A 24,280-nucleotide genomic window follows, 5' to 3' on the forward strand; every position below is an offset into this window, starting at 1 on the left:
GCCACAATAGGGGGATGAGCGACAGCCCATCCCCCCTCGCCGACCCGCATCTCGTCTTCGACCCCCTGACGGGCGACGGACCGCGGGACATCGTGATCCTCGGCTCCACGGGCTCGATCGGCACCCAGGCCATCGACCTCGTCCTGCGCAACCCCGACCGCTTCCGCGTCACGGCGCTCTCCGCCGCGGGCGGCCGCGTCGGCCTCCTCGCCGAGCAGGCGCGCAGGCTGCGGGCCGGGACCGTCGCGGTCGCCGACGAGAAGGCCGTACCGGCACTGCGCGAGGCCCTGAAGGGGCAGTACGCCGCGGGGGAGCGGCTCCCCGAGATCCTGGCCGGACCCGACGCCGCTGCGGAGCTCGCCGCGTCCGCCTGCCACACCGTCCTCAACGGGATCACCGGCTCCATCGGCCTCGCGCCGACACTCGCCGCCCTCGAAGCGGGCCGCACCCTCGCGCTCGCCAACAAGGAATCCCTCATCGTCGGCGGGCCCCTCGTCAAGGCGCTCGCCAAGCCCGGCCAGATCATCCCGGTGGACTCCGAGCACGCCGCGCTCTTCCAGGCGCTGGCCGCCGGCACGCGCGCCGACGTACGCAAACTGGTCGTCACCGCCTCCGGCGGCCCCTTCCGGGGACGTACGAAGGCCGACCTGGCCGACGTCACCCCCGAGGACGCGCTGGCGCACCCCACCTGGGCCATGGGCCCGGTCATCACCGTCAACTCCGCGACGCTGGTCAACAAGGGTCTCGAGGTCATCGAGGCACACCTGCTCTACGACATCCCCTTCGATCGCATCGAGGTCGTCGTCCACCCCCAGTCGTACGTCCACTCCATGGTGGAGTTCACCGACGGCTCGACCCTCGCCCAGGCCACCCCGCCCGACATGCGCGGCCCCATCGCCATCGGTCTCGGCTGGCCCGAGCGCGTCCCCGACGCCGCCCCCGCCTTCGACTGGACCAAGGCGTCGAGCTGGGAATTCTTCCCCCTCGACAACGACGCGTTCCCGTCGGTCGGGCTCGCCCGGCGCGTCGGGGAACTCGCGGGCACGGCCCCGGCGGTGTTCAATGCCGCCAACGAGGAGTGCGTGGACGCGTTCCTGAAGGGCGCCCTGCCCTTCAACGGCATCATGGAGACGGTCACGAGGACGGTGGAGGAACACGAGACCGCCGTCACCGGCGGTCCTGGAACCCCCCTGACCGTCGCGGACGTCCTCGAGGCGGAGACCTGGGCGCGTGCCCGGGCACGCGAACTGGCAGCGAAGACGACCGCGGAGGCCCGTGCATGACGACACTGATGATGATCCTCGGGATAGTCGTCTTCGTGATCGGGCTGCTCTTCTCGATCGCCTGGCACGAGCTGGGGCACCTGTCGACCGCCAAGATGTTCGGCATCCGCGTGCCGCAGTACATGGTCGGCTTCGGACCCACCCTCTTCTCGCGCAAGAAGGGCGACACCGAGTACGGCATCAAGGCCATCCCCCTCGGCGGGTACATCCGCATGATCGGCATGTTCCCGCCGGGCGCCGACGGCCGCATAGAGGCACGGTCCACGTCACCCTGGCGCGGCATGATCGAGGACGCGCGCTCGGCGGCGTTCGAGGAGCTCAAGCCCGGCGACGAGACCCGCCTCTTCTACACGCGCAAGCCCTGGAAGCGCGTGATCGTCATGTTCGCCGGGCCGTTCATGAACCTCATCCTCGCCGTGGCGATCTTCCTCGGCGTGATGATGACGTTCGGCATCAGCAGCCAGACCACCCAGGTCGGCAAGGTCTCCGACTGCGTCATCCAGCAGAGCGAGAACCGCGCCAAGTGCGAGAAGGGCGACAAGGCCGCACCCGCCAAGGCGGCGGGCCTGAAGCCGGGCGACAAGATCGTCGCCTTCCAGAACCAGCCCGTCGACGACTGGTCCGCCCTCCAGTCGAAGATCCGCGAGACCATCGGCCCGGCCACCATCACGGTCGAGCGCGACGGCAAGCGGCTCGACCTGCACGCGAACCTCATCAGGAACCAGGTCACCAAGACCGACGGCGACGGCGCGTACGTGGAGGGCAAGTACGTCTACGCCGGCTTCCTCGGCTTCACCCCCGCCACCGGCATCGTGCAGCAGTCCTTCGGTGACTCCGTCGACCGCATGGGCGACATGATGGAGAACGGCGTCGAGTCGATCATCGCCCTGCCGTCCAAGATCCCCGACCTGTGGAACGCGGCGTTCGGCGACGGGGAGCGCAAGCAGGACTCCCCGATGGGTGTCGTCGGCGCGGCCCGCGTGGGCGGCGACGTGTTCACCCTGGACATCCCGCCGGAGAACCAGATCGCGATGATGCTGTTCCTCATCGCGGGCTTCAACCTCTCGCTCTTCCTCTTCAACATGCTGCCGCTGCTCCCGCTCGACGGCGGCCACATCGCCGGCGCCCTGTGGGAGTCCGTGCGCCGCAACGCGGCGAAGGTCCTGCGCCGCCCCGACCCGGGCCCGTTCGACGTCGCCAAACTGATGCCGGTCGCCTACGTGGTGGCGGGGATCTTCATCTGCTTCACGATCCTCGTCCTCATCGCGGACGTGGTGAACCCGGTCAGAATCTCCTGATTACGAGAAATTTACGGCGCCCCGGCACCTTGTGTGTCGGGTCGCCCACCATTGGGTGGACTTCCGGACGTGATGTGCCCGGCCGCCGGAGGGTGCCGTAATCTCGAATCCGGGAGCCCGCCGATCTCGGGACCCAGAGCACACCGCGTGCTCGACACTCTGTGATCCACACTCTTGGGGATGCTCGCCAGATGACTGCCGTATCGCTCGGAATCCCGTCCGTTCCGACCAAGCTCGCCGACCGAAGGGTCAGCCGCAAGATCCAGGTCGGCACGGTGGCCGTGGGCGGGGACGCACCGGTCTCGGTCCAGTCGATGACGACGACGCGCACGTCCGACATCGGCGCCACGCTCCAGCAGATCGCGGAGCTGACGGCGTCCGGCTGCCAGATCGTGCGCGTCGCCTGCCCGACGCAGGACGACGCGGACGCGCTTCCCGTCATCGCGAAGAAGTCGCAGATCCCCGTCATCGCGGACATCCACTTCCAGCCGAAGTACGTGTTCGCCGCGATCGACGCCGGATGCGCGGCGGTCCGCGTGAACCCCGGCAACATCAAGCAGTTCGACGACAAGGTCAAGGAGATCGCGCGCGCCGCGAAGGACGCGGGTACGCCGATCCGCATCGGCGTCAACGCGGGCTCCCTGGACGCGCGCCTCCTCAAGAAGTACGGCAAGGCGACCCCCGAGGCGCTCGTCGAGTCCGCCCTCTGGGAGGCGTCCCTCTTCGAGGAGCACGACTTCCGCGACATCAAGATCTCGGTCAAGCACAACGACCCGGTGGTCATGGTCAACGCGTACCGGCAGCTCGCGGCGCAGTGCGACTACCCGCTCCACCTCGGCGTGACCGAGGCGGGCCCCGCGTTCCAGGGCACGATCAAGTCCGCCGTCGCGTTCGGCGCGCTGCTCTCCGAGGGCATCGGCGACACGATCCGCGTCTCCCTCTCCGCGCCGCCCGCGGAGGAGATCAAGGTCGGCATCCAGATCCTGGAGTCGTTGAACCTCCGCCAGCGCCGCCTGGAGATCGTCTCCTGCCCGTCCTGCGGCCGCGCCCAGGTCGACGTCTACAAGCTCGCCGAAGAGGTCACCGCCGGCCTCGACGGCATGGAGGTCCCCCTCCGCGTCGCCGTCATGGGCTGCGTCGTGAACGGCCCCGGCGAGGCCCGCGAGGCCGACCTCGGCGTCGCCTCCGGCAACGGCAAGGGCCAGATCTTCGTCAAGGGCGAGGTCATCAAGACGGTGCCCGAGTCGAAGATCGTGGAGACGCTCATCGATGAGGCGATGAAGATTGCGGAGCAGATGGAGAAGGACGGAGTGGCCTCCGGCGAACCCACCATCTCGGTCGCCGGCTGACCCCGACACTCCACGTCGCCCCTGCTGGCCGCGTAACACTCCCCGTACTCGGCTGCCCGCCCTCGGCACTCCCCGTACTCGGCTGACCCCTGACCCCTGACCCCTGACCCCGCCGTACCGGGCCGTTGGCTGACCGCGGCGCACCCGGTTGGTTCGTGGCCGGCCGATGAGAGTGCCTCCCGCCGCAGGTCGCCGCCCGCCACGCTCTCCGTCGCGGGCGGCCCCGCGGTCTTCTGCCTTTCCCTTTCCCTCTCCCTCTCGCTGCGGCCCCGGAAGCTCCCAGAGCACCGGGGCTGTGCCGTGCCGAGCCGTGCCGCTCTGTCAGGGCCGCACCACCCGCCATCGCCACCCAGCGACGGCCCCCAACCCGTCCGTGCACCGCGCCCGCAGGGGCGGTGGCCGGCACCGTTGTGCGCTGCCCCGGCCCGCCGCCGCGCGGCGGATGCTTCCCACCCGCCCACCCGTGCGCCCGGCCCCGTTTCGTTCTGTAGGAGCGGTGCCCCGCACCGTTGCGTGCTGCCCTGGCCCGCTGCTGCGCGGCGGATGCCTCCCGCCCACCCGGCCCGTGTGCCCGGCCTCGTTTCGTTCCGTAGGGGCGGTGACTGGCACCGTTGTGCGCTGCCCTGGCCCGCTGCTGCGCGGCGGATGCCTCCCGCCCACCCGGCCCGTGTGCCCGGCCTCGTTTCGTTCCGTAGGGGCGGTGACTGGCACCGTTGTGCGCTGCCCTGGCCCGCCGCTGCGCGGCGAATGCTTCCCTACCACCCGCCCGTGCGCCCGGCCCCGCTTCGTTCCGTACGAGCCGTGCCCCGCACCGCTGCGCTGGTCCCGAGCCCGCCGCTTCGCGGCAGATGCCGACCTCCCGTCCGTCCGTGCGCCCGGCCCCGAGCCGTACCCCGCACCGTCGTGCCGGTCCCGAGGCTCCCTCCAGCCGGTGCGCCCCGTACCGCCCACGGGTCTGCGCCTGGCACTGTTGCGCTGCCCCGGGGCCCCGCCTCGCGGCGGATCGCACTCACCCTTCCGTCAGTCCCGCAGGGCCGACGCCCGCGCCGCCCACACCGGCACCGAGCCGCTCCCTGTCCGTTCACCCCGCACATCGCACCGCCTCGCCCCCCAGCATCGCGATGACGCCGAGCAACCAGTGCCCTGTGCCCCCACCCCAGCGCGAACCCGCCGAGTGACGGGTGGGTGGGTGGGGTGACGCCGCGGAGCGGCGGGGAAGTTCCGCGTACGGGGGCGGTTCTGTTCGGGTCGGCCTGCCGGAGGTCACGAAGGTGCCGAGTGACGGGTGGGTGGGTGGGGGTGACGCCGCGGAGCGGCGGGGAAGGTTGCGCGACGAGGGCGGGTCCGTTCGGGTTCGGCCCGCCGGGAGAGCCGACGTGCCGGGTACCAGGCGGCGAACGGGGGGCAGAACGGCGCTCCGCACAAGGCGCCCCCGCCAGGTACAGTGCGGAGATCAGCAAACCGTATGGTGAGGCCCCCGCACGTGTTGACTCAGACCACCACCCGGGTCCTCGAACCGAGTGACCTCGACGCCGCGCTCGCCGTGCTCGACCGCGAGCCGGTCGCGAACGCGTTCGTGACCGCCCGCGTCCAGGTGGCGGGCCTCGACCCCTGGCGTCTCGGCGGCGAGATGTGGGGCTGGTACGAGGACGGCATGCTCGCCTCCCTGTGCTACGCCGGTGCCAACCTCGTCCCCATCTGCGCCACCCCCCGAGCGATCCGCGGCTTCGCGGACCGCGCCCGTCGCGCAGGACGCCGCTGTTCCTCCATCGTCGGCCCCGCCGAGTCCACCGCCCGGCTGTGGCGGCTCCTGGAACCCTCCTGGGGCCCCGCCCGCGAAGTCCGCGCCCAGCAGCCCCTGATGGTCACCGACCGGCTCCCGGACGACGTCGTCCCCGATCCGTACGTCCGTCGCGTCCGCAAGGACGAGATGGAGACGATCATGCCGGCGTGCGTGGCCATGTTCACCGAGGAAGTCGGGGTGTCGCCGCTCGCGGGGGACGGCGGGCTGCTGTATCAGGCCCGCGTCGCCGAGCTCGTCGGCTCCGGCCGCTCCTTCGCCCGCCTCGACCGCGACGGCAAGGTCGTCTTCAAGGCGGAGATCGGCGCCGCCACGTCGCAGGCGTGCCAGATCCAGGGAGTCTGGGTCGCCCCCGAGTACCGCGGCCGCGGCCTCGCCGCCCCCGGCATGGCCGCCGTCCTGCGCTACGCACTCGCGGACATCGCCCCCGTCGCCAGCCTCTACGTGAACGACTTCAACACCGCGGCGAGGGCGGCGTACCGGCGCGTCGGCTTCCAGGAGGTCGGGGCGTTCATGAGCGTCCTGTTCTGAACGTGAGCGTCGCGAAGTAGGGTCGCCCCATGACAGACGATGTCGTGATCGCGCCGCTCGACCTCGCCGCGCGCGTGGACGACGCACTGAGCGTCCAGGCCCACGCCTTCGGGCTGAGCGACGACGAAGTGGCCGTCCGGCGGCAGATCGTCCTGCGACACCTCACCTATCCGGGCGCCCGCGCGTTCGGCGCGACGACCCCCGACGACCGTCTCGTCGGCTTCGTCTACGGCATGCCGAACAGCCGCGGCCACTGGTGGTCGACGGTCGTCGAGCCGTACCTGCGCAGCCAGAACCTGGACGGCTGGCTCGACGACTCCTTCGTGATCACCGAGCTGCACGTGCACCCGGACCACCAGAACCGCGGCATCGGGCGCGGTCTCATCACGACCATCACCGAGGGTGTCCGCGAGCCGCGCTCGATCCTCTCCGCCATCGACGTGGAGAGCCCCGCCCGCGGCCTCTACCGCTCCCTCGGCTACGCGGACCTGGCCCGCCGTGTCCTGTTCCCCAGCGCCGCCCGGCCGTACGCCGTCATGGGCGCCACCCTCCCGCTGCCGACGCCGCCGAAACGGTTCTGAGCCGTAACCGATTTCCGCCCGCCCCCGGCCCCCGGCTAACCTCCTGCGTACCACCTTTACAGCAGGAGTTCACCATGGCCCAGGTCCAGCGCATGTCCCGACTGATGGCGAAGACGCTGCGCGACGACCCCGCGGACGCCGAGGTGCTCAGCCACAAACTCCTCGTCCGCGCCGGATACGTGCGCCGTACCGCCGCCGGTGTCTGGTCGTGGCTGCCGCTGGGCAAGAAGGTCCTCGCCAACGTGGAACGCGTCGTGCGCGAGGAGATGGACGAGATGGGCGGCCAGGAGGTCTCCCTGCCGGCCCTGCTGCCCAAGGAGCCCTACGAGGCGACCGGCCGCTGGACGGAGTACGGCGCCGAGCTGTTCCGCCTCAACGACCGCAAGGGCGGCGACTACCTCCTCGGCCCCACCCACGAGGAGATCTTCACCCTCCTGGTCAAGGACCAGTGCACGTCCTACAAGGACCTGCCGGTGATCCTCTACCAGATCCAGACCAAGTACCGCGACGAGGCCCGCCCCCGTGCCGGCATCCTGCGCGGCCGCGAGTTCCTCATGAAGGACTCGTACTCCTTCGACACGGAGGACGAGGGCCTCGCCCAGTCGTACGCGCTGCACCGCGCCGCGTACCAGAAGATCTTCCAGCGCCTCGGCCTGGACTACCGCATCTGCGCCGCCACCGCGGGCGCCATGGGCGGCTCGAAGTCCGAGGAGTTCCTCGCCCCGGCCGCCGCCGGCGAGGACACCTTCGCCGACTGCCCGAGCTGCGACTACGCGGCGAACACCGAGGCCGTCTCCTTCGCCCTGAAGCCGGTGGAGGCCGACGGCGTGCCCGCCGCCGAGGAGATTCCCACCCCGGACACCCCGACCATCGAGACGCTCGCCGCGCACCTCGGCGTCCCCGCGTCCGCCACCCTCAAGAACCTCCTCGTGAAGGTCGACGGCGAGATCGTCGCCGTCGGCGTCCCCGGCGACCGCGAGGTCGACATGGACAAGGTCGAGGCGCACTTCGCCCCCGCCGCGGTGGAGCTGGTGACCGGCGCCGACTTCGAGGGCCGCGACGATCTCGTACGGGGCTACGTCGGCCCGCAGGGCCTGGAGAAGGTCCAGTACATCGCCGACCCGCGCGTCGCCCCCGGCACCGCCTGGATCACCGGCGCCAACAAGGACGGCGTGCACGCGAAGAACGTCGTCGCGGGCCGTGACTTCGAGGTCGACGAGTACGTCGACGTGGTCGTCGTCCAGGAGGGCGACCCCTGCCCGAACTGCGGCACCGGCCTCAAGCTGGACCGCGCCATCGAGATCGGCCACATCTTCCAGCTGGGCCGCAAGTACGCCGACGCCTTCCAGCTCGACGTCCTCGGCCAGAACGGCAAGCCGGTCCGCGTGACCATGGGCTCGTACGGCATCGGCGTCTCCCGCGCCGTCGCCGCCCTCGCGGAGCAGCACGCCGACGACAAGGGCCTGATCTGGCCCGAGGAGATCGCCCCCGCCGACGTCCACGTCGTCGCCGCGGGCAAGGCGCTCCAGACCGAGCTGGCCCTGGAGGTCTCCGACAAGCTGGCCGCGGCCGGCGTCCGCGTCCTGGTCGACGACCGGCCGGGCGTCTCGCCGGGCGTGAAGTTCACCGACTCCGAGCTGATCGGCGTGCCGAAGATCCTGGTCGCGGGCCGCCGCTCCGCCGACGGCGTCGTCGAGCTCAAGGACCGCCGCACCGGCGAGCGCGAGGAGCTCACCGTCGACGAGGCGATCGCCCGCCTCACCGCCTGACGACACACGAGAAGGGGGCGCTCCGCACGGCGGGGCGCCCCCTTCTCGCGTCACACGTACACGGACCGCTACAGCCAGCCCGCGAACTCCAACAGCAGCTCCGCGTCCTGCGGCCGCCCCACCCGCAGCGCCCGCACGCCCGACTCCACCGCGCGGAACAGCGTCCAGCCCCGCAGCCGCTCCTGCTCGACCTCCAGGGACTCCGCCAGCTTCTTCACGCGCCGCCGCGTGATCGAGGCGCCCGACGGCGACGCGATCAGGTCCTCGACCCGGTCGCGGACGAGCCGGGCCAGGTCGAAGGCGGGCTCGCCGACGACCGGGTCGGGGCCCACGGCCAGCCACGGCAGCCGGTCCCCGGCGAGCACCTTGCTCTGCCGGAACGTGCCGTGCAGCAGCCGCGGCTCCACGCTCGCCGCGAGCAGCTCGTCCCGCGCCGCGAGCGCCGCGTCGACCAGCGGCGCGACCCCCGCGTCGGCCGAGGCGGAGGCGCGCATCGCGTCGGCCTGCCGGCCCGTGCGCTCGGCGACCGTCTCGAAGCGGTGCCCGGCGGGCGGCTCCACCCACAGCCTGCGCAGCGTGCCCGCCGCCTCCAGGAGCGCCTTGGCCTCGGGCAGCGACCGTACGGACACGTCACGGTGCAGCCGCTCCATGAGCAGTGCCCCGTCCGCGCACTCGGGGTCGAGCAGCCGCACGGCGCCGAGCCCGTTCCAGTGGGCGAGCGCGGCCCGCTCGCTCTCAGGACGCGACCGGGACGGTACGAGCTTCAGCACCGCGGGCGTGTCGTCGGAGCGCCGCACCATCAGCACGAGGCTGCTGCGGCCACCGGGCACGTGCACCCGCTCGACGGTCAACCCGCGTAGAGCGACGGCCTTTTCGACTGCCCCGGGCAGCTTGTCCAGCCAGTCGTCGCCGTCCTGCGCCGTCTCGCCGAGTGCTGTGACGAGGCGCTGCGGCGGTTCGAGAGCCATGCGCGAGTCGTTCCCTTCCTGAGCGCGTTACGCCTGGGGTGTCGCCGGTGCGGACGACGGTGTCGACCGCTCGGCGAGCCCAGGGAAGGCTACGCTCCCGCCCCGCCACCGTGCCGCACGGACCGCCGCCTCCCGCAGTGCGAGGGCCGCGGTGCCCCGCCGGGTGCCCGACGAGGCGCGTACGAGATCGGAGTAGACGCCCGCGACCCGGTCCTCCAGCTCCGTGGCGAGCCGGACCGCCGCGGCGGCGTCGGGCACCGGGAAGGGCAGCGAGTATGCGGCGTCCGCCGACTGCGGTTCGCCGCCGAGGTCGCGCACCGCGCGCTGCAGTTCGTCGCGCCGGGCGCGGTGCGCGTCGTACGCCGTGCGCGCCTCGTCCCTGCGCTGGTCGCCGATGCGGCCGCCGACGACTCCGTAGCCGTACACGGCGGCGTGCTCGGCGCCGAGGGCGGCCTGAAGCGCCTTCAGCTCGTCGTCCTTCGACGGCTCGGGCGAGTCCTTCGTACCGCTCACTTGTCGTCCTCCGTCTCCGTCAGCAGGTAGGCGTGGGCCGCGCCCGCGGCGGCCACCGAGGCGAGCAGCCTGCCCTCCTCGGCGGGGGCGTCGAGCAGGGCCTTGCCCCGGCGGTCGGCCAGCTCGCGCTCGGCCTTGGCGAGGTCGCGCACGGCCGCCCTCGGGTCGGGGGCCGCGGAGGGCGAGGGTGCCTTCGGCGTGGAGCCTGCGGGGGAGCCGGACGCGGTGGGGGACGGGCTCTCGGTGTCCGTGCTCTTCTCGAACGCCTCCACATGCCGCTGCACCTCGCCCCGCAGCGGCCCGAGGCGCTTGTCGAGCGAGGGGTGCGCCGCGAGCACGGCGTCGTACCGCCGCAGGAGCTCCCGGCTGTCCTTCGCCGCAGCTGCGCGCAGGCGCCGGGCCTCGGACGGGCGCCCGTCGGTGTCGGAGTCGGCGGAGTCCGAGCAGCCCGCGAGCAGCGCGGCGGACGCGACGCCCGCGGCGCCGGTGAGCAGACTCCTTCGGCGCGGTCCCGGACGGGAGCGCGGGGCGGTGCGATACGACGGCACGGCAGACGTCCTCGGAAGGAAGGCCAAAAGGCGCGAGCAAGAAAGGTGCGAAAGGGAACGGAAAGGAACAGAAAGGGAGATCGATGGGCACTGGCCCGGTGATCACCGTACCTTCGGACCGGCCCTGCGCCCGCGATCGGCTCGGAACGGAGCGCCGTATCGTCCCGCCCGTGGGCGGCAACACCCCTTCGGACCGGATACCCTTTGACCTGACACGCAGACTTGCAACGCACCCACAACAGCACACGCGGCCGAGGAGTCACCCGGATGAGCACCACCCAGAGCGAGAGGCTGCGGCAACTACTGGAACCGCTCGTCACCTCGCAGGACCTGGATCTCGAAGAGATCGAAGTGGCCTCCGTCGGACGCAAGCGGGTGCTGAGAGTCGTGATCGACTCCGAGGACGGCGTGGACCTGGACCAGATCGCGGACGTGAGCCGTGCGCTCTCCGCGAAGCTCGACGAGACCGACGCGATGGGCGAGGGCGAGTACGACCTGGAGGTCGGTTCCCCCGGCGCCGAGCGTGCGCTCACCGAGCGCCGCCACTACCTGCGCGCCGTCGACCGCCTGGTGAAGTTCCAGCTCACCGAGGGCGGCGAGGTCACCGCCCGCATCCTCACCGTGGACGACGAGGGCCTCGACCTCGAAGTGCCCGGCGTCAAGGGCCGCAAGCCCACGTCCCGCCGCCTCGCCTTCGACGAGATCGACAAGGCGCGCGTGCAGGTCGAGTTCAACCGCAAGGACAAGAAGGAAGAGGAGGCGTAGCCGTGGACATCGACATGAGTGCCCTGCGGGGTCTGGTCCGGGAGAAGGAGATCTCCTTCGACCTCCTCGTCGAGGCGATCGAGTCTGCCCTCCTCATCGCCTACCACCGCACCGAGGGAAGCCACCGCCGCGCGCGCGTGAAGCTCGACCGTGAGAGCGGACACGTCACGGTCTGGGCGAAGGAGGAGGCGGACGACCTCGAGGAGGGCCAGGAGCCCCGCGAGTTCGACGACACCCCGTCCGACTTCGGCCGCATCGCCGCGACCACCGCGAAGCAGGTCATCCTGCAGCGCCTGCGCGACGCCGAGGACGACGCGACGCTCGGTGAGTACGCCGGGCGCGAGGGCGACATCGTCACCGGCGTGGTCCAGCAGGGCCGCGACCCGAAGAACGTGCTGGTCGACATCGGCAAGCTGGAGGCCATCCTGCCCGTGCAGGAGCAGGTGCCCGGCGAGCGGTACCCCCACGGCATGCGCCTGCGCAGCTACGTCGTGCGCGTGGCCAAGGGCGTCCGCGGCCCCTCCGTGACCCTGTCGCGCACCCATCCCAACCTGGTGAAGAAGCTCTTCGCGCTGGAGGTCCCGGAGATCGCCGACGGCTCCGTCGAGATCTCCGCCATCGCCCGCGAGGCCGGCCACCGCACCAAGATCGCGGTCCGGTCGACGCGCTCGGGCCTCAACGCCAAGGGCGCCTGCATCGGCCCCATGGGCAGCCGTGTGCGCAACGTCATGGGCGAGCTCAACGGTGAGAAGATCGACATCGTCGACTGGTCCGACGACCCGGCCGAGATGGTCGCCCACGCGCTCTCCCCGGCCCGCGTCAGCAAGGTCGAGGTCGTCGACCTCGGCGCCCGCTCGGCCCGCGTGACCGTGCCGGACTACCAGCTCTCGCTCGCGATCGGCAAGGAGGGGCAGAACGCCCGCCTCGCCGCGCGGCTCACGGGCTGGCGCATCGACATCAGGCCCGACACGGAGCAGCCCGCCGACCAGTAGAGGGCTGTGGGCGGTGCCGCTCCGGGAATAAATTCCGGGCGGCCACCGCTTCGATCACGACAGTATGTGGCGAGAAGCCGTTCGATTCTTGCCCCAAAGGGGTGAGGTCGGTGCGGGGAGGTAGACTTAAGCGTGTCTGGCCGGACGCATGCCCGCGCATGCCCTGAGCGCACCTGTGTGGGGTGCCGGGAGCGAGCGGCCAAGAGCGAACTGCTGCGCATCGTGAGGAAAGAGGGCGTCTGCGTCCCCGATCCGCGCGGTACGCTGCCCGGCCGGGGTGCGTATGTACACCCCGCCCTGGTCTGTCTGGACCTGGCGGTCCGCCGCCGGGCGTTCCCGAGGGCGTTCCGCGCCCAGGGGCCGCTCGACACGGAGGCACTGCGCCGGGCTGTCGAGACAGTTGCCCAGGAGGCGACACCGTAAGACGTGGGCGCACGGAACCCCGTGTGGCCCTGGTACCCCGCGAGTTGGAAGTAGGTCGAGATTGCGATGAGCACTCGATGAGCACGCGATGAGTACGCCCATGAAGTAGCGACGGTCCGGCGTAACCCGGACCTAAAAGGAGCGAAGTGGCTAAGGTCCGGGTATACGAGCTCGCCAAGGAGTTCGGCGTAGAGAGCAAGGTCGTCATGGCCAAGCTCCAAGAACTCGGTGAATTCGTACGTTCGGCGTCCTCGACGATCGAGGCGCCGGTGGTACGCAAACTGACTGACGCATTGAACCAGGGCGGCGGCAACGGCAAGTCCGCCGCCAAGCCCGCGGCGCCGCGCAAGCAGGCCGCCCCCAAGCCGGCGAGCCCCGCGGCTCCCGCAACCCCCTCTCCCGCGCAGGCCGCCCGTCCGGGTCCGGCCGCACCGAAGCCGCCGGCGCCCAAGCCCGCCGCGGCCGAGAAGCCCGCGTCCCCCGCGACGCCGGGCCCGCGCCCGACGCCCGGCCCGAAGCCGCCGGCCCCCAAGCCGGCACCGGCCTCGCCGGCCCCGTCCGCCCCGGAGTTCACCGCTCCGCCGGCCGCGCCCGCGGCCCCCGCGGCCCCGCAGGCACCCCGTCCGGCTGCCCGTCCCGGCGCCCCGAAGCCCGGTGGCCGTCCGGCCCCCGGACAGGGCCAGGGCCAGGGTCAGGGCCGTGGTGACCGCGGCGACCGTCAGGGTGCTCCGCGCCCCGGCGGCCAGGGTGGCGCCCCGCGTCCCGGCGGCGCCCGTCCCTCGGGTCCGCGTCCGGGCAACAACCCCTTCACCTCTGGTGGCTCCACCGGCATGGCGCGCCCGCAGGCGCCCCGTCCGGGCGGCGCCCCGCGCCCCGGCGGCCAGGGTGGCCCCGGCGGTCCCGGTGGCGCCCCGCGCCCGCAGGGCCAGGGCGGCCCCGGCGGCGCTCCCCGTCCGCAGGGTCAGGGCGGCGCACGTCCGACCCCGGGCGGCATGCCTCGCCCGCAGGGCGGCGCTCCGCGTCCCGGCGGCGGTCCCGCCGGTAACCGTCCGAACCCGGGCATGATGCCGCAGCGTCCCGCCGCGGGTCCGCGTCCCGGCGGTGGCCCCGGCGGCGGCCGTGGTCCCGGCGGCGGCGGTCGCCCGGGTGGCGGCGGTGGCGGTCGTCCCGGTGGCGGCGGCTTCGCGGGTCGTCCCGGTGGCGGTGGCGGCGGCTTCGCCGGCCGTCCCGGCGGTCCGGGTGGCGGCGGTGCCGGTCGTCCCGGCGGTGGCGGCGGCTTCGGCGGTCGTCCCGGCTTCGGTGGCCGTCCCGGTGGTCCCGGTGCCCGTGGTGGCACGCAGGGTGCGTTCGGCCGTCCCGGCGGGCCCGCCCGTCGTGGCCGCAAGTCGAAGCGGCAGAGGCGCCAGGAGTACGAGGCCATGCAGGCCCCGTCGGTGGGCGGCGTCATGCTGCCTCGCGGCAACGGACAGACCGTCCGCCTGTCGCGCGGTGCCTCGCTGACCGACTTCGCCGAGAAGATCAACGCGAACCCGGCCTCGCTGGTCGGCGTGATGATGAACCTTGGCGAGATGGTCACCGCCACGCAGTCCGTCTCCGACGAGACGCTGAAGCTCCTCGCCGAAGAGATGAACTTCGTGCTGGAGATCGTCAGCCCGGAGGAGGAGGACCGCGAGCTCCTCGAGTCGTTCTCCATCGAGTTCGGCGAGGACGAGGGCGGCGAGGACATGCTCGTCTCCCGTCCGCCGGTCGTGACCGTCATGGGTCACGTCGACCACGGCAAGACCCGACTTCTGGACGCGATCCGCAAGACGAACGTCGTCGCGGGCGAGGCCGGCGGTATTACGCAGCACATCGGTGCGTACCAGGTCGCCACCGAGGTCAACGGTGAAGAGCGCGCCATCACCTTCATCGACACCCCCGGTCACGAGGCGTTCACCGCCATGCGTGCCCGTGGTGCGAAGTCCACCGACATCGCGATCCTCGTGGTCGCGGCGAACGACGGTGTGATGCCGCAGACGATCGAGGCGCTGAACCACGCCAAGGCGGCCGACGTGCCGATCGTGGTCGCGGTCAACAAGATCGACGTCGAGGGTGCCGACCCGACCAAGGTGCGCGGTCAGCTCACCGAGTTCGGTCTGGTGGCCGAGGAGTACGGCGGCGACACGATGTTCGTCGACATCTCCGCGCGCCAGGGCCAGAACATCGAGCAGCTGCTCGAGGCCGTGGTCCTGACCGCGGACGCCTCGCTCGACCTGCGGGCCAACCCGGAGCAGGACGCGCAGGGCATCGCGATCGAGGCCCACCTCGACAAGGGCCGCGGCGCCGTCGCGACCGTCCTCGTCCAGCGCGGTACCCTCCGCGTCGGCGACACGATGGTCGCCGGTGACGCGTACGGCCGAGTCCGCGCGATGCTCGACGACAAGGGCGAGAACGTCGAGGAGGCGACCCCGTCGACTCCCGTCCTCGTTCTCGGTCTCACCAACGTGCCGGGTGCCGGCGACAACTTCCTGGTTGTCGACGAGGACCGTACGGCGCGTCAGATCGCCGAGAAGCGCGCGGCCCGCGAGCGCAACGCCGCGTTCGCCAAGCGCACCCGCCGGGTGTCCCTCGAGGACCTCGACCAGGTGCTCAAGGCCGGTCTGGTCCAGGACCTCAACATCATCATCAAGGGCGACGCGTCCGGTTCGGTGGAGGCTCTCGAGTCCTCGCTGCTCCAGCTCGACGTCGGCGAAGAGGTCGACATCCGCGTCCTGCACCGCGGTGTGGGTGCGGTCACCGAGTCCGACATCGACCTGGCGATGGGCTCCGACGCCATCGTCATCGGCTTCAACGTCCGTGCGGCCGGCCGTGCCGCGCAGATGGCGGAGCGCGAGGGTGTCGACGTCCGCTACTACTCGGTGATCTACCAGGCCATCGAGGAGATCGAGGCGGCCCTCAAGGGCATGCTCAAGCCGGAGTACGAGGAGGTCGAGCTCGGCACCGCGGAGATCCGCGAGGTCTTCCGCTCGTCCAAGCTCGGCAACATCGCGGGTGTGCTCATCCGCTCCGGCGAGGTCAAGCGCAACACCAAGGCCCGCCTGCTCCGCGACGGCAAGGTCATCGCGGAGAGCCTCAACATCGAGGGTCTGCGCCGCTTCAAGGACGACGTCACCGAGATCCGCGAAGGGTTCGAGGGCGGTATCAACCTCGGCAACTTCAACGACATCAAGATCGACGACGTCATCGCGACGTACGAGATGCGCGAGAAGCCGCGCGGCTGATCAGTTCACTGATCTGATCCGCTCGGTTCAGTGTCGGGGCCGGTCGACGGGGAAAAATCCCGTCGATCGGCCCCGGCCGTTCCGTGTACGGTTCTTGTGTCCCTGCCAAGTGGTTGGCGGGGCCTCGAACCCGTACCGGCGGGACATCCGGACACACATGTATGTGGGGACTCTGTCCTTCGATCTGCTCCTCGGCGACGTACATTCGCTGAAGGAGAAACGCTCCGTCGTCCGTCCGATCGTCGCCGAGCTCCAGCGGAAGTACGCGGTGAGCGCGGCGGAGGTGGGCGGTCAGAACCTGCACCGCAGAGCCGAGATCGGCCTCGCGGTGGTGTCGGGCGACGCGGGCCACCTCCACGACGTACTGGACCGGTGCGAGCGCCTCGTCGCCGCCCGGCCGGAAGTGGAGCTGCTGTCGGTACGGCGGCGGCTGCACGGCGACGATGATTGAACACAGCAAGACAAGCCCAGGGAATGCCCGGGGATAAGGGAGACGGAGCAGTGGCCGACAACGCGCGGGCGAAAAGGCTGGCGGACCTCATCCGAGAGGTGGTTGCTCAGAAGCTGCAGCGCGGGATCAAGGACCCGCGGCTCGGCACGCACGTGACGATCACGGACACCCGGGTGACCGGCGACCTGCGGGAGGCCACGGTCTTCTACACGGTCTACGGCGACGACGAGGAGCGGGCGGCGGCCGCCGCGGGCCTGGAGAGCGCCAAGGGCGTCCTCCGTTCGGCGGTCGGACAGGCCGCGGGCGTGAAGTTCACGCCGACCCTGTCCTTCGTCGCGGACGCCCTGCCGGACAACGCCAGGGCCATCGAGGACCTCCTCGACAAGGCACGGATGTCCGACGCCAAGGTGCGCGAGGTCTCGGCCGGCGCCGAGTTCGCGGGCGGCGCGGACCCGTACCGCAAGCCCGAGGACGACTCCGACGAAGAGACGGACGGCGACGCCCGAGCATGAGCAACAGCGGCACCACGCCGGACGGCCTTGTCATCGTCGACAAGCCGTCCGGCTTCACTTCGCACGACGTGGTGGCCAAGATGCGCGGGATCGCCAAGACCCGCCGCGTCGGGCACGCGGGCACCCTCGACCCCATGGCGACCGGCGTCCTCGTGCTCGGCGTCGAGCGCGCCACCAAGCTCCTCGGCCACCTCGCGCTGACCGAGAAGGAGTACCTGGGCACCATCCGCCTGGGCCAGAACACCCTCACCGACGACGCCGAGGGCGAGATCACCTCGTCGACGGACGCCTCGAAGGTCACCCGCCAGGCCATAGACGCCGGTATCGCCAAGCTGTCCGGCGAGATCATGCAGGTGCCGTCGAAGGTCAGCGCCATCAAGATCGACGGCAAGCGGTCGTACGCCCGTGCCCGGAAGGGCGAGGACTTCGAGATCCCGGCCAGACCGGTCACGATCTCCGCCTTCACGGTGTACGACGTCCGCGACGCGGTCGCCGAGGACGGCACGCCCGTGCTCGACCTGGTCGTCTCGGTCGTCTGCTCGTCGGGCACGTACATCAGGGCCATCGCCCGCGACCTCGGCGCCGACCTCGGCGTCGGCGGTCACCTGACCGCGCTGCGCCGCACCCGTGTCGGCCCCTACAAGCTGGACGCGGCGAAGACCCTCGACCAGCTCCAGGAAGAGCTGACCGTGATGCCCGTGGCCGAGGCCGCCGGCCGCGCCTTCCCGCGCTGGGACGTGGACGAGAAGCGCGGACGGCTGCTGCTCAACGGCGTCCGGATCGACATGCCCGAGGAGTACGCGGGTGTGGGTGCCGTCGCCGTCTTCGACCCGGAGGGCCGCTTCCTGGTCCTCGCGGAGGAGTCGCGGGGCAAGGCCAAGAGCCTCGCCGTCTTCGCCTGACGGCCTGCTCCGGGTGGTGGAACGTAGTGGAGCGGCGGACCTCGGTCCGCCGCTCCACGCTTCCCCCCTCTTAAGGTCTATCCACCGACACGCCCGCATTCACCCCATCGGGCAGGCGCTCGGAGTGAACCGGGGGGTCGGAAGGGGGCGCGTTCGCGCCGTCACCTGTCCCGCTGATCACCCCCGACCTACGGTCGAGGGAACGGGGCACGGTGGGGAGGTTCGAGCATGGCGGGACGCGGCCGGGACGGCTTCCCGGTTCCGGCGCCGGAGGCGTCTCTGGTGCGGGTCTGCGATCTCGCGGGGCGACCGCGCGGCACGGGGTTCGCCGCCGACGAGCACGGCACGGTCATCACCAGCCACGAGGCGGTCGACGGGCTCGCCCGCATCGTCCTGTACGCGGCGGACGACCGCACCTGTGTGGTGCCCGCCGAAGCCGTGGCCGAGCTGCCCGGCACCGACCTCGCCCTCATCCGCACCGAAGGACTCGCACTGCGGCCCCTGCCGGTCGCCGCGCGGGCATCCGTGGCGATCGGCACGTACGTGCGCATCGTCGCGGGCGGCTGGCGCGAGGCACGCGTCCTCGGCACCTCGGCCGTCACCTACACGGCGACGGACCGCTACCACCTCGTGGGCGCCGCCCTGGAACTCGCGATCGGCACGGACGGCGCCGACGCGCTGCGGCTCGGCGGGGGCGCCGCGGGCGGGCCCGTCGTGGACGCGGCGACGGGCGCGGTGCTCGCCGTCCTCGGAACGGCCCTGCGGCCCCGCCGCGGCATCGAGCCCTCCGACCAGGAAGCCCACCGTCCCGCGGGCTTCGCCGTCGCCCTCCTGGAGGCGGCCGCCGCCGACCCGGGCGGGCCGCTCGCCGAACTCGTCGCCCGCAACGCCGCGACCGTTCCCGCGTACGGCGAGGACCTCAACCTCGCGGGCGCACTGCACCTCACCGCAGTCTCGGCGGGCTCCGACGGCCCGCCCGCCCCACCCCACGAACCGGTCGAACGCCCCGACACGGCACGCGAGTTCACGGCCTTCATGACCGGCCCGGCCCGCGTACTCGGCCTCGTCGGCGACCCCGGCACGGGACGCACGACGGAGCTTGCCGCGCTCGCCGCACGACGCGCCAGGGGCGCCGAGCCCGCCCCCACACTGTGGCTGCGCGGCGCGGACCTGCGGGGCACGGACACGTCCGTGGCCGACGCGGTGGAGCGGGCACTCGACCGCGCGGGCCGCATCCTCGCCGCGTCGGCGCCGGACGAGCGGGTCCTCGGCGACGTGGGGGCCGACCGGCTGGCCCGGCTCGTACGGGACGCGGGACGACCGCTCCTCCTCCTGCTCGACGGCCCCGAGGAAATGCCGGCCGTCCTCTCCCACCACCTCGCGCAGTGGAGCTCGGGCACGGCACGCTGGCTGCGGGACACGGGCGCCCGGCTCGTCATCGCGAGCCGCGCGGAGTACTGGGAGCAGGCCGGAACCCACTTCGACGCGGCGTCGCTGCACGCGGCGACGGACGGCGCGGAGCTCCCCGGCTGCGTACGCCTCGGGGATCTGCCGGAACCCCAGGCGAGCCGGGCCCGCGCGCTCCACGGCATCCCGGACGACGCGCTGACCCCCGCCGACGCCCGGCACCCACTGGCCCTGCGCCTCCTCTCCGAAGTGCGGGGCGCGACACCGGACGCCCCTCCTCCGGGCACCCCGAGCCGCGAGGACATCTTCAGCGCCTACCTGCACCTGCTCTGCCTGCGGGTCGCGGTGCGGCTCGCGGCGGCCAACGGGCTGCGCGGGGGCGCGGTGCGCCGCCTCGCGGCGAGGGTGTCCGGCCAGGTCCACGAGGCGGCACGGCGCTGCCTCGGCCCCGGCCACGGGGAACTGGACCGGGCCTCCTTCGAGGAAACCTTCCCGTGGGCGACACGCCTCCACGGCTGTACGGGCTGGGCTTCGGCGGTGCTCACGGAGGGGCTCCTCGTACCGGCGGGCACGGGTTACCGCTTCGCCCACGAGGAACTGGCGGACTGGCTCCAGGGCACGCATCTGGACGTGGACGGGGCTTTGGGAGCACTGGTGCACCGGTATCGGGATCTGGATCGGGACCGGGGGGCGGGAGGGGACGGCCCGGCCGTCCCGGAACAGCGCCGTCGAACGCCGGGCAGCGCCCCGGCACCGCCCCTTCCCCCCACCCGCCCCCTGCCCGTGCCGCGGCACCGGATCGGGCCCGTGGTGCAGGCTCTGTTGCTGCTCGGGCGGCAGCGGGGGGCCGCGGAGCTGGCCTCTCGACTGGGGGAGCTCACCGATGCGCTGGTGGAGTTCGGGCGCGGGGGAGCGGCGGGCAGGTCCGGGGACGGCGCGTGGTGGGCCTCGCGGCTTCTCGGTGAGGTGCTGCTGCGGGTGCCGGATGCGACGCCGTACCTCGCGGTGCTCGAACCCCTCGCCGCGCGCGGGGAGTTCAGGACGGCGTTCTGGCTGCGGCTGCCGCTCGCCGAGGCCGACCGGTTCTCGCTGCTGCGCGGGCTCGTCGTGCACGACGGCCCACCGGGGACCCCGGACCGCCGACTGGACGCCGTCGCCGCACTGCTCCGCGCCGACCCCGCGAACGTACAGCCGCTCCTCGCGCGATGGTTCGCCGACGAGAGGCCGCTGGACGCCGCGCCCGACGCCACCGTCGCCTCCGCCGCGCAGGCGCTGCTCCACACGCACCGGCACCGCGCCATCGACGACCTCACCGAAGCCCTCGTCGACTGCGCGCACGCCCGCGCCGACGAACTGCTCGCCGCGCTCGCCGAGGAGGAGCCCGCCGCCCTGTGCCGGGCCGTCGACCGCTGGGCCCGCGACGAACGCCCCGCCCGGCGCGTAGCGGCCGCCGCCTACGGGCTGCGCGCCGCCCCGCACGCCACCACCCCCGCCGAGCACGCCCTCCTCCGGTGCGCCGCCCTGGCTCTCCTCGGCCGCCCCGCCGACGAGGCCCTCCACGGCGCCGCCCTGGCCCTCCTCGTACGCGACCCGCAGACCCGCGCCACGCACCTGCCGCACGCCGTGCGACGCTTCACCGCCGGGGACCCGCAGCTGCCCGCGAGCGCCCTCGCCGCCGCCCTGACGACCCACCCCGACCCCGTCCTCGACGCCTTCCGCACCCGTCTGCACGCCCCGGACCCGGCCGCCGACGCCATCCTGTGCTGTCTCGCCGACGTGACCACGCCAGCGCTCGCCCGCCGCGTCGCCACCCTCGTCCACGACCTCCTGGAAGCCCGCCCCGAAGCGGCCGCGCCCGCCGTCGCGTACATCGACCGCCGCCTCGAACACGGCCCCGACGCGCGCCCCGTCCTCTTCCCCCTGGTCGCGGGGCTCCTGCACAGCAGACACGTACAGCTCCGCGCGGCCCTCGCGCCCGTGCTCGCCGCGCCCGGCACCGACGCGTCACGCGCCCTGCGGGGCGAACTGCTCGACGTCCTGCTCAGCCAGGAGCGGGACGCCGCCGTCCTGGAGAGCGTCCTGCGGGCGGTGGTGCTCGGCGCTGCGGAGAGCGGCGAGGACCGCACCCGCGCGCTCGTCCACCGCACCGCGCTGCTGCTCGTCCGCACGCCGGAAGGTGCGTCCCGGTGCGACCGGTGCCTCGTCGAACTGGCCCGCGGCGGCCGTCCGGACTTCGCCGCGCTGCTCGTCGGCTGGCTGACCGAGGCCCCGCAGGACTGGGCCGCACTCATCGGCCCGAGCGCACTGCGTGTGCTCGAGAACCTCGCGGGCGGCGTCAGCGTCCCCGCATAGGAAGGACGCACGGGCACGACGCACGGGAACAGCGGAGGGAAATGACACACAGGAGTGACCCCTGCCACTCACTCCGGTGCGAGCCGCGAGGTGTCGGCATGGCACTCTTAGTCCTGCGCAATCGGCAATGGGAACGTACAGATGTACGTGACGTATACGGGTTCGGCGAGGAGCAAAGAAGTGCAGCGCTGGCGTGGCTTGGAGGACATCCCCCAGGACTGGGGGCGCAGCGTCGTCACCATTGGTTCCTACGACGGCGTGCACCGCGGGCACCAGCTCATCATCGGCCGCGCGGTGGAGCGGGCCCGTGAGCTCGGCGTGCCCGCCGTCGTCGTCACCTTCGATCCGCACCCCAGCGAGGTCGTCCGCCCCGGCAGCCACCCGCCGCTGCTCGCCCCGCATCACCGGCGCGCCGAGCTGATGGCGGAGCTCGGCGTGGACGCGCTGCTGATCCTCCCCTTCACCACCGAGTTCTCGAAGCTGTCGCCCGCCGACTTCGTGGTCAAGGTCCTCGTCGACAAGCTCCACGCGCGCGTGGTCGTCGAGGGCCCCAACTTCCGCTTCGGACACAAGGCGGCGGGCAACGTCGACTTCCTGGCGGAGCTCGGCGGAACGTACGACTACGAAGTGGACGTCATCGACCTCTACGTGAGCGGCGAGGCGGGCGGCGGCGAGCCGTTCTCCTCGACCCTGACCCGGCGCCTCATCGCCGAGGGCGACGTCACGGGCGCCGCGGAGATCCTGGGCCGCCCGCACCGCGTCGAGGGCGTCGTGGTCCGCGGAGCCCAGCGCGGACGCGAGCTGGGTTTCCCCACGGCGAACGTGGAGACCCTGCCGCACACCGCCGTCCCCGCGGACGGCGTCTACGCCGGCTGGCTCCACGCCCAGGGCGAGGCGATGCCGGCGGCGATCTCCGTCGGGACGAACCCGCAGTTCGACGGCACGGAGCGGACGGTCGAGGCGTACGCGATCGACCGCGTCGGCCTCGACCTGTACGGGTTGCACGTGGCCGTGGACTTCCTGGCCTTCGTCCGCGGCCAGGCGAAGTTCGACACGATCGACTCGCTGCTGGTCGCCATGGCGGATGACGTGAAGCGGTGCGGGGAGCTTGTGGCGGCGGCGACCCGGGCGTAGTGCCTCGGGCGGCGTGAACGGTTCTGCCTGCGGCTGGGCGGGGGTTGCTCGCGCAGTTCCCCGCGCCCCTTGAGCCCACCCGCTGGGGGGCGGTGTCGGGTCTTCGCGCGGCTGCGGGCCAGTGGGGTCCGGTCGCACGATTCCTCGCGCCCCTGAAAGCGCCCGTTGGGTGCTCCCATGTCGTGGGGCCTCCCCCTGTTCGTCGGGCCATGACCGTCGTCGCAGGGCCGCCGCCCCCGGGAAGCACCCGCAGGGTGCTTTTTCAGGGGCGCGGGGAACTGCGCGAGCAACCACGATGCACGCGCGCTCGGTCACCGGGCCGGGGCGTCGCGGCGAGGGGGTTGCAGGGGCGCGGGGAACTGCGCGAACAGGCACCGCCGCGCTCAGCCCGCCCACGGGCCGGGCGCGGCGGGAGTCAGTGCGCCGCTGCCCAGTGGCAGGCGACCTGGGTCCGGCCGTCCCCCGAGAGCACCGGCAAGTCCTCCCCCCGGCAGCGGCCTGCGACCCCCGCGCGCTCCGCCTCGCCCGAAGCGAGTACCTGGCAGCGGGCGTGGAAGCGGCAGCCGTCGGGGATGCGGGACGGGTCCGGGGGCTCGCCCGTGAGGACCACCGGGGCGCCGGGGGCCTCCGGCAGGACCGACAACAGGGCTTGTGTGTACGGGTGTTGCGGCGAGGTCAGGACCTCCTCCACCGTACCCGTCTCCACGATCCGGCCCAGGTACATCACCGCCACCCGGTCCGCGATGTTCCAAGCCAGGCCGAGGTCGTGCGTCACCACCAGCGCCGACAGGCCCAGTTCGTCGCGGAGTCGCAGCAGCAGCGCCAGGATCTCGCCTCGTACGGACGCGTCCAGCGACGCCACCGGCTCGTCGGCGACGATGAGTTCGGGTTCGAGGACCAGCGCGCCCGCGATGACGACGCGCTGGCGCTGGCCGCCGGAGAGTTCGTGCGGGTAGCGCAGGAAGAAGCGTTCCGGGGGGCGCAGACCGGCCCGGGAGAGGGCTCCGGCGACCGCAGCCCGCTCGTCGCCCCGGTAGCCGTGGATGCGCAACCCCTCCGCGACGGCGTCGTACACCGTGTGCCGCGGATTGAGCGACCCGCTCGGGTCCTGGAGGACCAGCTGGACGCGTTTGCGGTATGCCTTCAGGGCGCGGCCGGAGTAGTTCAGAGGCTCGCCGCCGAACGTGACCTTTCCCGACGTCGGGGGCACCAGGCCCAGCAGCGAGCGGGCCAGTGTCGTCTTGCCGCAGCCCGACTCGCCCACCAGGGCGACGATCTCGCCGGCCTTGATGTCGAGGTCGACGCCGTCCACGGCGCGCGCGGTGGGCCCGCCGCGGCGGCCGGGGAACGCGATGTGCAGGGCGGCGGCGGTCAGCAGCGGGCCGCCGGGCGCCTCGGCCGTCGTGTCTGGTTCCTGCGTGGTCATGCGCGCGTCCTCTTC

At 72.5% G+C, this 24,280-nt stretch carries 19 protein-coding genes; 15 read left to right on the plus strand and 4 right to left on the minus strand.

Annotation, left to right across the window (positions count from 1 at the left end):
- Nucleotides 1-14: 14 nt before the first annotated feature.
- The 6 genes from dxr to DEJ47_RS28085 all read left to right on the plus strand — a co-directional run bounded on the left by dxr (nucleotide 15) and on the right by DEJ47_RS28085 (nucleotide 8,612).
- Nucleotides 15-1,283: a 1-deoxy-D-xylulose-5-phosphate reductoisomerase gene (gene dxr, locus DEJ47_RS28060; protein ID WP_150172821.1), complete on the plus strand. Its 1,269-nt coding sequence runs from the start codon at nucleotides 15-17 to the stop codon at nucleotides 1,281-1,283.
- Entirely contained in the window at nucleotides 1,280-2,581 is a 1,302-nt protein-coding gene (locus tag DEJ47_RS28065) for a M50 family metallopeptidase (RefSeq protein ID WP_150172823.1), read from the plus strand. The genes dxr and DEJ47_RS28065 overlap by 4 nt, the downstream gene beginning before the upstream one ends.
- A gap of 191 nt (nucleotides 2,582-2,772) precedes the next feature.
- Nucleotides 2,773-3,930 carry a flavodoxin-dependent (E)-4-hydroxy-3-methylbut-2-enyl-diphosphate synthase gene (ispG, locus tag DEJ47_RS28070; RefSeq protein WP_150172825.1) on the plus strand — a complete coding sequence of 386 codons (1,158 nt, stop codon included), beginning with the start codon at nucleotides 2,773-2,775 and terminating at the stop codon, nucleotides 3,928-3,930.
- Nucleotides 3,931-5,413: 1,483 nt separating this feature from the next.
- Nucleotides 5,414-6,262, plus strand: coding sequence for a GNAT family N-acetyltransferase (locus DEJ47_RS28075; protein WP_150172827.1), 849 nt, complete (start codon nucleotides 5,414-5,416; stop codon nucleotides 6,260-6,262).
- Nucleotides 6,263-6,291: 29 nt separating this feature from the next.
- Nucleotides 6,292-6,843: a GNAT family N-acetyltransferase gene (locus DEJ47_RS28080; protein ID WP_150172829.1), complete on the plus strand. Its 552-nt coding sequence runs from the start codon at nucleotides 6,292-6,294 to the stop codon at nucleotides 6,841-6,843.
- Between the two features lie 74 nt (nucleotides 6,844-6,917).
- A complete protein-coding gene (locus tag DEJ47_RS28085) occupies nucleotides 6,918-8,612 on the plus strand; it encodes a proline--tRNA ligase (protein WP_150172831.1) in 1,695 nt (564 codons plus the stop codon).
- 68 nt (nucleotides 8,613-8,680) lie between these two features.
- On the opposite strand, the gene DEJ47_RS28090 is transcribed toward DEJ47_RS28085, so the two are convergent.
- Genes DEJ47_RS28090 through DEJ47_RS28100 form a run of 3 tightly spaced genes read right to left on the minus strand, consistent with a single transcriptional unit; the run spans nucleotide 8,681 to nucleotide 10,641 of the window.
- Nucleotides 8,681-9,580 (minus strand): aminoglycoside phosphotransferase family protein, encoded by a 900-nt coding sequence (locus DEJ47_RS28090; RefSeq protein WP_150172833.1) that lies wholly within the window; start codon nucleotides 9,578-9,580, stop codon nucleotides 8,681-8,683.
- A 27-nt stretch (nucleotides 9,581-9,607) separates the two neighbouring features.
- The gene (locus DEJ47_RS28095) at nucleotides 9,608-10,093 is read right to left on the minus strand and encodes a ferritin-like domain-containing protein (protein ID WP_150172835.1); all 486 of its coding nucleotides are present in this window, start codon (nucleotides 10,091-10,093) and stop codon (nucleotides 9,608-9,610) included.
- Nucleotides 10,090-10,641, minus strand: coding sequence for a hypothetical protein (locus tag DEJ47_RS28100; protein ID WP_150172837.1), 552 nt, complete (start codon nucleotides 10,639-10,641; stop codon nucleotides 10,090-10,092). The genes DEJ47_RS28095 and DEJ47_RS28100 overlap by 4 nt, the downstream gene beginning before the upstream one ends.
- A 267-nt stretch (nucleotides 10,642-10,908) precedes the next feature.
- On the opposite strand from DEJ47_RS28100, the gene rimP reads away from it, so the two are divergent.
- The 9 genes from rimP to DEJ47_RS28145 all read left to right on the plus strand — a co-directional run bounded on the left by rimP (nucleotide 10,909) and on the right by DEJ47_RS28145 (nucleotide 22,839).
- A complete protein-coding gene (gene rimP, locus DEJ47_RS28105; protein WP_150172839.1) occupies nucleotides 10,909-11,406 on the plus strand; it encodes a ribosome maturation factor RimP in 498 nt (165 codons plus the stop codon).
- 2 nt (nucleotides 11,407-11,408) lie between these two features.
- Complete coding sequence (gene nusA / locus DEJ47_RS28110) at nucleotides 11,409-12,398, plus strand: transcription termination factor NusA (RefSeq protein WP_150172841.1); 990 nt, start codon at nucleotides 11,409-11,411, stop codon at nucleotides 12,396-12,398.
- Between the two features lie 132 nt (nucleotides 12,399-12,530).
- Nucleotides 12,531-12,821, plus strand: a complete 291-nt coding sequence (locus tag DEJ47_RS28115; protein WP_150172843.1) for a YlxR family protein — start codon at nucleotides 12,531-12,533, stop codon at nucleotides 12,819-12,821.
- Nucleotides 12,822-12,967: 146 nt separating this feature from the next.
- Nucleotides 12,968-16,081 carry a translation initiation factor IF-2 gene (gene infB, locus DEJ47_RS28120; RefSeq protein ID WP_150172845.1) on the plus strand — a complete coding sequence of 1,038 codons (3,114 nt, stop codon included), beginning with the start codon at nucleotides 12,968-12,970 and terminating at the stop codon, nucleotides 16,079-16,081.
- 157 nt (nucleotides 16,082-16,238) lie between these two features.
- Nucleotides 16,239-16,532: a DUF503 domain-containing protein gene (locus tag DEJ47_RS28125; protein ID WP_150172847.1), complete on the plus strand. Its 294-nt coding sequence runs from the start codon at nucleotides 16,239-16,241 to the stop codon at nucleotides 16,530-16,532.
- Between the two features lie 50 nt (nucleotides 16,533-16,582).
- Nucleotides 16,583-17,044: a 30S ribosome-binding factor RbfA gene (gene rbfA / locus DEJ47_RS28130; protein ID WP_150172849.1), complete on the plus strand. Its 462-nt coding sequence runs from the start codon at nucleotides 16,583-16,585 to the stop codon at nucleotides 17,042-17,044.
- Complete coding sequence (gene truB, locus DEJ47_RS28135) at nucleotides 17,041-17,946, plus strand: tRNA pseudouridine(55) synthase TruB (RefSeq protein ID WP_150172851.1); 906 nt, start codon at nucleotides 17,041-17,043, stop codon at nucleotides 17,944-17,946. The genes rbfA and truB overlap by 4 nt, the downstream gene beginning before the upstream one ends.
- Before the next feature lie 228 nt (nucleotides 17,947-18,174).
- Complete coding sequence (locus DEJ47_RS28140) at nucleotides 18,175-21,705, plus strand: trypsin-like peptidase domain-containing protein (protein WP_150172853.1); 3,531 nt, start codon at nucleotides 18,175-18,177, stop codon at nucleotides 21,703-21,705.
- A gap of 180 nt (nucleotides 21,706-21,885) precedes the next feature.
- Nucleotides 21,886-22,839 (plus strand): bifunctional riboflavin kinase/FAD synthetase, encoded by a 954-nt coding sequence (locus DEJ47_RS28145; RefSeq protein WP_150172855.1) that lies wholly within the window; start codon nucleotides 21,886-21,888, stop codon nucleotides 22,837-22,839.
- 415 nt (nucleotides 22,840-23,254) lie between these two features.
- Here the strand turns inward: DEJ47_RS28145 and DEJ47_RS28150 are convergent, their stop codons facing one another.
- The gene (locus tag DEJ47_RS28150; RefSeq protein ID WP_150172857.1) at nucleotides 23,255-24,265 is read right to left on the minus strand and encodes an ABC transporter ATP-binding protein; all 1,011 of its coding nucleotides are present in this window, start codon (nucleotides 24,263-24,265) and stop codon (nucleotides 23,255-23,257) included.
- Nucleotides 24,266-24,280: the final 15 nt, after the last annotated feature.

Origin of the sequence: Streptomyces venezuelae (genome assembly GCF_008642355.1) — a bacterium.
In the GTDB taxonomy this organism is placed as follows: domain Bacteria; phylum Actinomycetota; class Actinomycetes; order Streptomycetales; family Streptomycetaceae; genus Streptomyces; species Streptomyces venezuelae_B.